Below are 12397 nucleotides of genomic sequence, written 5' to 3'. Positions count from 1 at the left end.
CCTTACTCCCCCTTGAATAGTCCTACAAGTTTTGAAAATCAGACTCAGCCCATTTTTTGGCCTCCGCATATTCCTCTGGATGATTCATATTAAAAAAGACTTTTTCCAAATCCATTTTACTATAGGTTGCTAGCTCTTTTTCTGTTAGGTACAGTACGTTTAAATGGTCAAGCACATCCTTCATCCGCAGCTGTCCACCTTGAATAGACTGTTCCACAGGGGATGCTGCTTGCTTTTTAAACACAGCAAATAACGGATGCATTTTCCCATTTATGACGGGGATCACTGCATCGTAGTGCAAGGCATTGGAAACCATGGCCTCAGCCAGTTTTCCAGACACGAATGGCATATCACAGGCAACAATGAAATTAGCATCGTATTCTGATGCCATAAGGCCTGCATGCACTCCAGCAAGCGGTCCCATGCCAGGATATTGGTCAGGAACCATCCGTACGCCTAAAAATTCATATTGTTCAGAATCATTTGTTACAAGAATTATATCATCAAAAAGAAGTTTTAGCTTTTCTGCTATTCTTTCAATATTTGTTTTTTCATTGATTCTCAGCAGGGCTTTATTGGTACCCATTCGGCTGGATTTTCCGCCTGCTAGAATGATGGCTGCAGCTTTCATAAAAAAGCCCCTTCTTAATTGGTCTTTTTCTTCCCGATGGAACTATATCCGTTTTCCTGGGCGACAATATCGAGATGAATGGAGTTAAGGTCCAGGAATGCGACCGGTGGTTTTGTAATATATTGTCTGCTATCAATTATTTTAATATAGCCGTTACATTCCTCGCAAACTTGAATTTTGGAGGTTACATCGCCTTCAATTTCTAAAAAATAAATGGTTTCGTGATTTTCATTACCGCAGTGCGCGCACTCTAATCGTCGTGCTGGCCAATTGGCAAAGCAGCGCGGACAATGGATTACCTTTTTCCCATCCTCTACAATGGCAGCTAATCTTACCGGTTCACCACAAACTGGACAGCCCGCCCCGTGTACGGCATGGTTTATTTCATGCTGGACCTTTTCTGCTATTAGCCGCAGGTATGGACGAAGGGCCGTTTCAGCAAGAAATTGCGGAATCCATTCTTCCATTCCGTGTTCCGCCGCATAAGCGGCAAAGTAAATCTGATTGAAGGCGAAAGCCTCTTCAATCCAGAGGATTGCCGTTTCCTCATTTAATAAGGTGCTGATGCCTGAAAGTTTTGACTCTAACTCAGGATTGTTTTTTACTAGAAGAGCAACTAGTTCATCTATCCACTGTAAGAATAGTGAAATTTCAAAATCAATAGCCGTTAATGCCGCTGCAGGAACGCCTGCTTCCACCGCTGCCTTATCAAGATTCTGTCTAATGATTTCTGGATCAAGCTTAAGCTTCCACTGTTCCTGAAGCTCGGCAATTTTCTTTTGCAGTTCCTGATATTCATTTGAAACAACGGATTTAATCATCTTGGCACACCTCGCAGTTTTTTATAAGAAATGGCTGTCTTTTCTTCGACAGCCATTCCTTTTTAACTTTTGTACTTTGTTAACTGTCTAGCTGCAGCTCCTCTGTTCAAGGCGCTTCCGCTTTTCGAATTAAGCACCTTTTTTGCGCTTAGGATCATCCAAATTAGGGAAGTTGCCCTTTTTCACTTCTTCATCATACCAATCTTCATAGTGGCCTTTTGCCCACCATGCAGGAACCTTACCTGTTAGTACACCGGAATAACCTGGTCTAGAGTGTTTGTGCACAACGGAAAGGTAGATGTGTCCGACAATAACAGCAATACCTAAGCCAAAACCAACGTTATGAAGGACGTAACCCCACTGAACCAGTGCCCTTGGGAAATATTCAGGGAACCACATCGTAAATCCAGAAGCAATGACCAAGATTGCACAAAAAATCTGAAGAATGGAGTTGATTTTTTCACCCGCGTTAAAGAATGTCTGTCTTACATGACCAAACTTAAAGCCAAACAATTCTTTAACGAAATGACCAAAAAACTGAAGGTCCCGCTTTTTCCATGTGATTAATTCTTTCATCCATAGAAAAAAGAACTTTGGACTAAAGATTAATAAAATGAAAGTAGGTGTAATGAACACGACGGCAAAAATTCTGTGTAACAGCCTAGCCGCAGCTGGGCCGCCAAAAACTGGATACAGCCAGTCAAAGAATTCGGTATACATTGGCAGGGCCGTGATATATAGGGCAAAGAAGGCAATTCCATTGATCGCATGCGCCCAAACAAAAGCCTTAGGAAAGCGGCGAATTTGTACATTTGCCTTTGGATGCTTTTGATGATTACTCATGGCTGTCACCTCCATCTTCATGTCCTTGTGTTCTTTTACTGATCATGTTATTCGTAATAAAGGCTCCGACAAGCGCCATCGTTGTGGCACCAAGCATCATTTTGCCGATTGGCTGAGCGTAATCTTTCCAAACCACTGCGGATGTTGGAATCTTAGGATTTTCAGGAAGACCGTATACGCTTGGCTTTTCAGCTAATAAATAAATCGTATGTGTGCCGCCAACACCCTCGGGATTATAGATATTAGCATTAGGGAAACGGTCCTTCACTTCCCTTAAGCGTTTCTCCGCTCTAGCAAGCATTTCATCTTTTTTGCCAAACTGCATCGCATCCGTATGGCAAGTCGTCACGCAGGCTGGCTGCAAACCTTCTTCAAGACGGTCGGTACACATCGTACACTTTTGAGATTTTTTGTATTCTTTTCCATTCTTATCTTTGTAAGTCTTTAATGAAATCACTTCAAACGGACAGTTTTGTACGCAATAGCCGCAGCCAACGCACTTATCATGGTCAATCACTACAGACCCAAATTTTGAATAGCTGATAGCACTTTCAGGACATACCTTTTCACAGGCAGCTGTATCACAATGGAAGCAGGAGGAATGACGGAATAGGTATTCTAAATCGCCCTTTCCATTTTCGTGCTCTACATATTGAAGGACATTCCATGTGTCAGCACTTGTTTTTGGATGTGATTGAGCACTCCCTTGGAATGCGGTTACTTCCGCCGGAAGATCATTCCAGTTTTTACAGGCTACCATACAAGCTTTACAGCCATCGCATCTGGTAACGTCAACATATTTAACGTATTCAGCCATCCTTAAGCCCTCCTTATGTCACATAGGAATGCTTTATATTCCGGAATCATCGTGTTGGCATCCCCAATATGTGGAGTCAGGCGGTTGGCTGTTGCTCCTGTTGCATACCCTTTGTATCCAAAATTCCAAGGCATTCCAATTTGGTGCACTTTTTTGCCCTTCAAAGTAAACGGTTTGTAGCGTTTTGTTACCAATGCATAGGCTTCAATTTTGCCGCGTGCAGAAGTAACAATCACTTTGTCTTTATTGTTGATTCCCTTTTCTTTTGCCAATTCTTCACTTATTTCCACATACATATATCTAGCAATCTCGGACAGCCACTCCTGGTTTCGAGTCATGGAACCTGACTGCCAATGGGCTTCTACCCTATAGGTTGTGGCAACAATCGGGTAATCGACCTTGAAACCTCGTTTGTTAAACTCTCCATCATTAATGACAATGGCAGGGTTATACTCTACAGAAGAAAAGGCATTAGGCACAGGGCTCTCAAATGGTTCATAGTGTTCTGGAAATGGGCCATCATTCATGGTTGGAGCAAACAATAAAGCGACTCCGTCTTTGTTCATCATAAAGGCTCCAGTTCCACCTGGTTCTGTTGGTGCTGTTACAGCTTTAAAGTCAGGGACATCGTTTCCGACCCATTTCTTTTGGGCATCATCCCACCAAATCACTGCTTTGTCTTGGCTCCATGGCTTTCCACTAGGATCAGCCGATGCACGGTTGTATAGAATTCGGCGGTTTGCCGGCCAGGCAAAGGACCAGTTTAAGAAGTTTCCTCCGCCTGTGTCTTTATTATCTCGGCGCTGCGATAGGTTTTTGCCCTCTTCAGGATAAAAACCGGAATAAATCCAGTTACCACTTGAGGTTGTACCATCCTCTTTTAAATCACCAAAGGTCTTGAGTAATTTACCGGTTTTCAAATCGTAGCCGTTAATTTCCTTGGCGATTTGGTCAAGATCCGGTGCTTCACCGGTTCCATAATTCCAATCCAGTGCTAAGAATGGCTTATCAGCTGATTCGGGACTATTGGCATAAAGCTTTTTCAGCTTCACAGCAAGTTCGTGAACAATATCAAGATCCGGACGAGACTCACCTTTTGGCTCAATGGCTTTCCAACGGTACTGCATCCAGCGTGAACTATTTGAGATACTTCCTTCTTTCTCAAAAGAAGAACATGCCGGAAGCAGGAATACTTCCGTATTAATGCGTGATGGATCATTGCCGGCTTCTTTTTGCCAGAAGGCGGACGTTTCGGTTTCCCAGAGGTCAACGGCAACCAGCCATTTTAAGTTGCCAAGGGCTTCTTTTTCCTTACCGGCATTAGGTCCTCCGACTACCGGGTTGGTTCCCCAAAGGAAGGCCCCCTCAAGTTCGTTGTTGAACATGGCTTTAAATAGGTTTATATGTGAATAGTTTTTATTGCCCTTCGGTAAAAATTGGTATCCAAACTCATTATCTTTCGTTGCACTTGTCCCATACCAGGATTTCAATAAGCTGACAACAAATTTAGGCTTATTGCTCCAATAGCCGGAAGGCGGGGTTTCTTTTTTCAAATAACCATCAAGTGTGGCATGCTCTGGTACCGTAGCTTTTGGTGCAGCCAGGTAACCCGTTAAGTTATCCCATAATAACCCAAAGTCTGTAGATCCTTGCACGTTGGATTCCCCGCGCATCGCATTGATTCCTCCGCCCGGAAGACCAATATTACCTAAGAGCAGCTGCAAGATGGCAAAGATCCGGACGTTTTGTGAACCGACCGTATGCTGAGTGGTACCCATAGCATATAGAATCGTTCCTGATTTACCTACTTTTCCAGTTTCACAGAAGGTTTTACAAACACTAAGGTAATCTTCTTTTGGTGTACCTGTTACAGCTGTTACGGTATCGACATCATAACGGGAATAATGTTTTTTCATCAACTGGAACACGGAACGAGGATGCTGCAATGTTTCATCCTTCACGGGTTTTCCATCTGGTGTTGTTTCAATCGCCCATTTTGTTTTATCGTAAACTCGTTTTGCTTCATCATAACCGGAGAAAAGACCATCATTAAAGTCGTAGCCTTCTTTCACAATAAAGGAAGCATTGGTATATTTCACAACATACTCTTTATGAATGAGATTATTTTCAATCGCATATTTAATCATACCGCCGACAAACGGAATATCCGTACCGGAACGCAGCGGGGCATACATATCAGATACCGCTGACGTGCGTGTATAACGCGGGTCAACCGAGATGATTTTACCGCCTTTTTCCTTTGCCTTTGTCAGCCATCTAAAGCTGATTGGATGATTTTCAGCAGGGTTTGCTCCCATAATTAGAGCACAATCGGTCCACTGAAGATCATTCCAATGGTTTGTCATTGCTCCACGACCAAATGTAGGTGCCAGACCGGCAACCGTAGAACTATGTCATATTCGTGCCTGGTGCTCTAAGTAAGTAACACCAAGCCCTCTCATTAGTTTTGATACTAAATAGGTTTCCTCATTATCAAGTGCCGCGCCGCCCAGGCTGGCAATCTTTTCGGTTTTATTGACAGAGATCCCATTTTCCACTTCCACAAATGAGTGATCACGTGTTTCCTTTGTCCGTTTGGCAATGGTGTCGAGCATCCATTCCCAATCCTTTTCCTCCCACTTATTACTTCCAGGAGCACGGTACAGCGGTTTTGTTAGACGCTTTTCTGATGTGTAAATTTGTCTTAATGTCGTTCCCTTACTACATAGCTTACCTTCATTAATTGGATTATCCGGATCCCCTTCCGTATAAACCACGGTATTATTTTTGGTGTGGACAAGAATACCACATCCTACACCACAAAAGCAGCAAATGGTTGGTGTTACAGCAGCTTTGGCAATCTTGAAATCTTTTGTTTTCGCATAGGCCTTTTTATCATTGAAGCCTAGTTCCACAACTGCTAGAGTAGCAGCCGTTGCACCTGATAGCTTCAAGAATTGCCGGCGGTTTAAGTTCATTTCAACCATCACTATTCTCCTTCCCAAAAATGATTAGAACATCCCATGAAAAGCCTTTAGCGCCTGACCCATGGGGCCAGAACGCTGAATGCCCTTTTCTCTCTATTTATGACCTTTATTTTCTCTTGTTTTAATTCCCCCCTTCAATGCTTCTCTCAAAGTCTATTTCTTGTGTCAGATCATTGTTGACCCTTCCTGCTGAAGTATAGATCGTTGCCATTTTCCCTCTTAAATAGCCGATGACCTCCAAATTCAAGAATTTTGCCAGCTGAACCGCCTGCTTGGTGGCTGCAGTACGAGAGCCGATCACAGGAAAGCCGAATTTCGCTGCTTTTGAGAGCATTTCATATGAAACCCGTCCGGTTGTAAGTAAAATCAACCGTTCAGGGGATAAACCCTTTCTTAGTGCACAGCCAATAATTTTATCCACCGCGTTGTGGCGGCCTATGTCCTCCCGGATGGTCATCATGCCATCCTCTTCTACCATACATGCCCCATGCATTCCGCCTGTTTCCAAATATAGGGAGGAATTTTGAGCAAATTCACTTCTCTTTTTTAATAGATAACTTAATTCATACTTTTTGTTTGAGGAAACCTTGGCAAAGTTTTTTACATCTGTCATTGAGAAGAAGGTGACACCTCTTCCACAGCCAGCTGTATAATGTTTCTTTTTCGAGAAAACCTGTTCTTCATCAAAATGAGAGTGAAGGGAGACGTGGATCGCTCCCATCTCTTCATCGATGTGGATGGCTTCAATGTCGCTTGCATCCTGAATAAATCCTTCAGAAAACAAATATCCATAGGCCCAGTCAATCAGGTCGTATTTTGTCAATTGAAAAACAGCTATCTCATAGCCGTTAATAATTAAGGTAATAGGATATTCATCGGGACATCCTTTGCGGCTCATACCATTCCCTCCTTCGTTAGAAAACGGTTTCATACAAATAATGAATTGCTTTTGAATTCATCGTACTTCCACGCTAATTTTTTGAAAGTAATATTTATCACTGTGGATGCTTGCAAATAGTACTAATGGTCTATTTGTCATTTTTTTGTAACGATTGACTATTTGGAATGGTCCAATGTCGATTTCTGTTATAATTTTAATTTTGATTTATAATAAGGAAGGAGTTATTTTTCTAAAGGAGGCTTACATAATGGCAATTAAAAAAGTACTTACAATTGCTGGTTCGGATTCCAGCGGCGGAGCAGGTCTTCAAGCCGATTTAAAAACATTCCAGGAGCTTGGCGTTTATGGGATGACAGGGATTACTTGTATCGTTACCATGGACCCAAAAGGCTGGCATCATAACGTGTTTCCGATTGACGTCAATATTCTTGAAAAGCAGCTAGATACCATTCTTTCTGTTGGGATTGACGGGATGAAAACAGGAATGCTTGGCACTGTTGAAATCATCGAGCTGGTAGCACGCAAGATTGATGAAAATCAGTTAAAAAATGTGGTTATTGACCCTGTTATGGTTTGTAAGGGGGAAGATGAGGTCTTAAATCCTGAAACCACAGAGGCCATGAGGGAACTTCTTCTGCCACGTGCCTATGTTGTGACACCAAACCTTTTTGAGGCTGGCCAGCTAGCGGGCATGAAGACACCAAAGACCATTGAAGAAATGCAAGAAGCCGCTGTAAAAATTCATGATCAAGGGGCTAAGTTCGTGTTAATTAAAGGCGGCAGCAAGCTTCAAACAGAAGAAAAGTCTATCGATCTTCTGTTTGATGGGAAGGAATTCCAGATCTACGAATCAGAGAAAATTGAAACGAACTTTACTCATGGGGCAGGCTGCACAAACTCTGCGGCAGTCGCTGCAGAAATCTCTAAAGGAAATTCAGTCTATGATGCAGTCGATGTGGCCAAGAGATTTGTCTCTGCTGGCATCAAGCAAGGTTTCCCTTTAAACCAATATGTAGGACCAACTTGGCATGGAGCCTACCGAAGTGGAAAAGCGGTAACTGAGTATTGCGAGGACTGTGAATAATATATAAGAAAAGCGCAAGGCGCCCGTCTATCGGCGACAAGCACAAGACGAGCCGGCCGAAAGGTTGTTCTTTAACCTTTTGGACGGATTGGCTTGTGACCTCGAGCCGATGGCGCCTGAAGCTGGACAATTCTCGAAGTCGAAATATATACTTTCATATCTTTTAATTGAAGAACCGAGCTCCTCGGTTCTTTTTCATTTTCTTACAAAGCACAGATTTCGCATTTTCTATTTGATTTTAGTATGATAATTACATTATGAAAAACACTACACATTAGTTAGAATCCATCAATTTGGAAGGAGGCTGCACTTTGGAACTCATAGATGTTAAAAAAGTTCAGGACGCTATCAACCGTTTTGCTAATAAGGATGTTTATATTCACCTTGAAACCACCAACGGTGCCTACGCAACACATAATGACCAATCCTTCTTCTCTGCCGGAGCGTATATCCGCAACGCCCTTGTCCGCTATGAAATAGGGAAAATTAAAGGAGACGGTCCGTATCGTGTGGGTTTAAAGATCAATCTTGGCTGGATTTATGCTGAGGGGATTACACACTTCGAAATCGACGAAGAAAATCATCTATTATTGGCGGGACACGATCATGACGGGAAGCTTGCCGTTGCTTTAGAAATTAGTCTAAAGCCATTTGAATAAAGATGTCCTAATAGATCCGAAAGGAGAATGTTTTATGGAAAAAGAACGCCATTTATTGGTTGTTTTCCCTCATCCAGATGACGAGGCATTTGGTGTATCCGGGACAATTGCGACACATGTCGAGAACGGAACTCCTGTTACATATGCTTGTTTAACCTTAGGGGAGATGGGGCGCAATATGGGGAATCCCCCGTTTACCGATCGGGAAAATTTACCTAAAATTAGAAAAGAAGAATTAAAGGCCGCGGCAGCTGCTATAGGGATCCAAGACCTACGTATGCTAGGTTTCCGTGATAAAACCATTGAATTTGAGGATGATGAAAAATTATCAGATACTCTTTCAGCTATCATTGAGGAAGTGAACCCGTCCTTAATTATCACTTTTTATCCTGGTTACTCGGTTCACCCTGACCATGATGCCACCGGTGCAGCCGTCATTAGAGCAGTCGAAAGAATGCCTGCTGCCGCACGGCCAACCTTACATTGTGTTGCCTTCTCCAAAAATTGCATTGAGGAGCTTGGTGAACCTGATATTATCCATGATGTTTCACCTGTTGTTCATAAGAAACTGGCTGCCATTCAGGCACACCGGTCGCAGACAGAGCATTCATTTAAAGGCACTGTAGAAAAGCTAAAAAGTCAAGAGCCGCAAATGATGGCTTGGATTAACAACGAACGGTTTTGGACCTATAAATTTAATTAAAAAGCTCTGTTAAATTGGTTGTTGATTTCCGCTCCAGGCGCTCGCTTTCCGCGGGCGTGCCGGTGAGCCTCCTCGGCGCTTTTGCGCCTGCGGGGTCTCCCCTGCCCCGTACTCCCGCAGGAGTCGAGCGCCTTCCACTCCAATCAACAGAGTATAAAAAACAACAATATCGTTAAATAGAGTCAATTAAAAAGAGGATGTTCAAGAACAAAGAGTCTGACCTCACGACCTCCTATATAGCCAACTGAAGGCTATATAGAGTGTTTTCGGATGAGGTCACACTGTTTGGGAACATTCTCTTTTTTTCGTTTTTCTGAGTTACTATCCATTGAAGACTACCTCTTCCCAAGAAGAAATGACGAGATTCACAAAATGTTCATTTTTTCAATGCCCACTATTTTCCGGCCTTTCCCTCTCCTTTCACAAAACGTTCAAAAATCAAATCAAAACTGTGCCCAACATCACAATTTCCCCTCTACTTTCCATTTAGGATGAAGATGTTCATTCCGAACCATAGGAGGCGGTTAAATTGCAAAAAGCAGTCATTAGCTTTGTTATTTGTGCACTACTTGGTTTTAGCCTTGGCTACCTGGTTTTTGGTGTCATAATGGGGGACTCCGAAAAACAGCCGCAAGTTGCACAATCAGAGTCAACAGCTACAAACTCAGCCACAACAGAAACGAAGGACACAAAAGAAGCTGCCAACACGACTTCCGCTGTGAGCGAAGACACTATTTTAAACAAAAAAGGGTGCCTTAACTGCCACAGTGTTGAATCGCTTCATTTAAAGGGCGGGGCAGTAGGACCGGATCTTTCACAAGCGTTTGTTAACGTTGAGGGAAAGCATGGCAAACCGATTGAGGAGTTCTTGAAAGCGCCAACATCAGCAGTTATGTCAGGTGTTATTGGTAAAAACCCATTAACAGATGAAGAGCGGAAACAAGTATTAGAGCTTCTTAAACAGGCGTCTGAAAAAAATAATGAATAAGGTGGTGTAATGTAATGAAAAAATGGATTCCAATCGCATCCGGATTACTTGCCGGCTTTGTTGCTGCAACGATTTCTTTTGCTGATTTTTCACCAAAGGCAAAAACGGATACGACTGCAAGTACCAAGAGCAATGCGGAAAAGGTTTACGTCCCATTTGGTGAAAAAGATGATTATTACCTATTTGCATCCGGCGGCCATTCAGGTCAAATGTTTATTTACGGTGTACCTTCGATGCGCAAAATTAGAACCATTCCGGTATTTTCTCAGGACTCCGCAACAGGGTACGGCTTTGATGAGCATTCCAAGAAAATGATGGGAGGATATACATGGGGAGACCTTCACCATCCGGCCTTCTCCGAAACAAACGGTGACTATGACGGAAAATATATGTTTGCTACAGACGTAGCTAACAGCCGTGCAGCCGTTGTCGATTTAAAGACCTTTACAACCAAAGACATTCTTAAAGTACCAAACACCGCAGGGCCGCACTGCGCAGCATTTGTGACAGAAAACACTGAGTACATGTTTTTGCCAACCCGCTTTGCAGTACCGCTGGGGCAAAAATATGAATCATTGGATAACTATAGCCAATCCTTCCGAGGTGTCATGTCTGCCGTAACATTTAATGAAAAAAGTGAAAAGCTTGGCATCGCCTATCAGGTGGCCCTGCCGCCATGGTCCTATGACCTTTCTGATGCAGGGAAAAAAGGCTCAGCCGATTGGGCCGTGATGACGACTTATAATACAGAAGAAGCGACAACCAACCAAGAGATTAACGCATCTCAGGCTGACCGGGACTATATTGTTCTTTTTAACTGGAAAGAGCTTGAGAAAATGGAGAAGGAAGGCAAGTACGAAGATGTTGGCGGTCAAAAAATGATTTTTCCTGAAAAACAAAAAGGCGGCATTTATTTAGTACCGGTTGCGAAGTCGCCGCACGGTGTTGACGTAACTCCAGACGGTAAATACTTCATTGCTTCAGGTAAGCTGGCACCATCGATGACAGTTTTCTCTTTTGAAAAGGCTTTTAAAGCAGTAGCGAACAAAGACTTTGCCGGTGAACGTAATGGCCTCCCTATCCTTAACTATAAATCTGTAATGGAAAGAGAAGTTAACCCTGAAAATGCCCTTGGACCTCTTCACACCCAATTTGATGATAAAGGCATGGCCTACACAACGATGTTCATCTCTTCTGAAATTGTTAAATGGAATCCAAAAACCGGTGAAACACTAGACCGTGTTCCGGTCCAATATTCCCCAGGACATTCTGTGTCTGCCGAAGGCGATACAGTGGCTCCTGATGGTAAATGGCTTATTGCTTTGAACAAGATTGCGAAGGACACTTACCTTTCTGTGGGGCCTTCACATCCAGAATCGATGCAATTAATTGATATCAGCGGCAAGATGCAGGTGATTCAATCCGCACCAGTAGACCCAGAACCACATTATGCACAGATGATTAAAGCAGATAAAATCAAGACCATTAATGTTTATCCTAAGGATAAAAACAATAAGGATGCTGTTTATAAGAAGGATGATACGAAAATTGTCCGTAAAGGTAATGAAGTTCACGTGTACGGAATTGCGATGCGTTCAAAATTCATCTTTGACGCTAAAGCCAAACGTCCGGATGTGATTGAAGTCAATGAGGGGGATCATGTCTTCATCCACCTGACCAATATTGATTTCGATGAAGACATTACCCATGGATTTGCGATCAACAGCTATGATCTGAACATGGAGGTTCAGCCTGGCCAGACTAATACCATGGAATTTATCGCCAATAAAGCCGGTACCTTCCCGCTGTACTGCACGAATTTCTGCTCTGCCTTACACCAGGAAATGAACGGATACTTCCTAGTAAAACCAAAGAATTAATCGATATTATGTTCATAAGAATTGGCGGGGACTCCTCTTTCAATGATCCCCGCCGCCATAACCATTCGATAAGGTCGTGATTA

General features: G+C 42.9%; 12 protein-coding genes. 5 read left to right on the top strand and 7 right to left on the bottom strand.

Annotated features, from left to right (window positions below):
• Positions 1-22 precede the first annotated feature (22 nt).
• From mobA to fdhD, 6 genes are all read right to left on the bottom strand, one after another.
• A complete protein-coding gene (mobA, locus tag CVD27_RS13065; protein ID WP_101648351.1) occupies positions 23-631 on the bottom strand; it encodes a molybdenum cofactor guanylyltransferase in 609 nt (202 codons plus the stop codon).
• A gap of 14 nt (positions 632-645) precedes the next feature.
• Positions 646-1452, bottom strand: a complete 807-nt coding sequence (locus tag CVD27_RS13060) for a formate dehydrogenase accessory protein FdhE (protein WP_101648350.1) — start codon at positions 1450-1452, stop codon at positions 646-648.
• A gap of 129 nt (positions 1453-1581) precedes the next feature.
• Positions 1582-2295 carry a formate dehydrogenase subunit gamma gene (locus CVD27_RS13055; RefSeq protein WP_101648349.1) on the bottom strand — a complete coding sequence of 238 codons (714 nt, stop codon included), beginning with the start codon at positions 2293-2295 and terminating at the stop codon, positions 1582-1584.
• Entirely contained in the window at positions 2288-3112 is an 825-nt protein-coding gene (locus CVD27_RS13050; protein WP_101648348.1) for a 4Fe-4S dicluster domain-containing protein, read from the bottom strand. Before CVD27_RS13050 ends, CVD27_RS13055 begins: the two co-directional genes overlap by 8 nt.
• A 2-nt stretch (positions 3113-3114) precedes the next feature.
• On the bottom strand, positions 3115-6090 hold the full coding sequence (gene fdnG / locus CVD27_RS13045; protein WP_142384094.1) for a formate dehydrogenase-N subunit alpha: 2976 nt from the start codon (positions 6088-6090) through the stop codon (positions 3115-3117).
• Between the two features lie 130 nt (positions 6091-6220).
• Entirely contained in the window at positions 6221-6997 is a 777-nt protein-coding gene (fdhD, locus tag CVD27_RS13035) for a formate dehydrogenase accessory sulfurtransferase FdhD (protein WP_101648345.1), read from the bottom strand.
• A 250-nt stretch (positions 6998-7247) separates the two neighbouring features.
• Between fdhD and pdxK the strand changes: the two genes are divergently transcribed.
• The 3 genes from pdxK (at position 7248) to bshB2 (ending at position 9446) form a co-directional block, all read left to right on the top strand.
• Positions 7248-8084: a pyridoxine/pyridoxal/pyridoxamine kinase gene (gene pdxK / locus CVD27_RS13030; protein ID WP_101648344.1), complete on the top strand. Its 837-nt coding sequence runs from the start codon at positions 7248-7250 to the stop codon at positions 8082-8084.
• A gap of 311 nt (positions 8085-8395) precedes the next feature.
• Complete coding sequence (locus CVD27_RS13025) at positions 8396-8743, top strand: YojF family protein (protein WP_101648343.1); 348 nt, start codon at positions 8396-8398, stop codon at positions 8741-8743.
• A 34-nt stretch (positions 8744-8777) separates the two neighbouring features.
• The gene (bshB2, locus tag CVD27_RS13020) at positions 8778-9446 is read left to right on the top strand and encodes a bacillithiol biosynthesis deacetylase BshB2 (RefSeq protein ID WP_101648342.1); all 669 of its coding nucleotides are present in this window, start codon (positions 8778-8780) and stop codon (positions 9444-9446) included.
• A gap of 9 nt (positions 9447-9455) precedes the next feature.
• Here the strand turns inward: bshB2 and CVD27_RS28120 are convergent, their stop codons facing one another.
• On the bottom strand, positions 9456-9632 hold the full coding sequence (locus tag CVD27_RS28120; RefSeq protein ID WP_180960271.1) for a hypothetical protein: 177 nt from the start codon (positions 9630-9632) through the stop codon (positions 9456-9458).
• Between the two features lie 343 nt (positions 9633-9975).
• On the opposite strand from CVD27_RS28120, the gene CVD27_RS13015 reads away from it, so the two are divergent.
• The gene (locus CVD27_RS13015; RefSeq protein WP_101648341.1) at positions 9976-10434 is read left to right on the top strand and encodes a cytochrome C; all 459 of its coding nucleotides are present in this window, start codon (positions 9976-9978) and stop codon (positions 10432-10434) included.
• Between the two features lie 14 nt (positions 10435-10448).
• Positions 10449-12314 carry a Sec-dependent nitrous-oxide reductase gene (gene nosZ / locus CVD27_RS13010; protein ID WP_101648340.1) on the top strand — a complete coding sequence of 622 codons (1866 nt, stop codon included), beginning with the start codon at positions 10449-10451 and terminating at the stop codon, positions 12312-12314.
• Positions 12315-12397 lie beyond the last annotated feature (83 nt).

It is taken from the genome of Neobacillus cucumis, assembly GCF_002860255.1.
In the GTDB taxonomy this organism is placed as follows: Bacteria; Bacillota; Bacilli; order Bacillales; family Cytobacillaceae; genus Neobacillus; species Neobacillus cucumis_A.
Note: the sequence above shows the minus strand (reverse complement) of the source record. Positions and strands in the feature narration are given on the sequence as shown.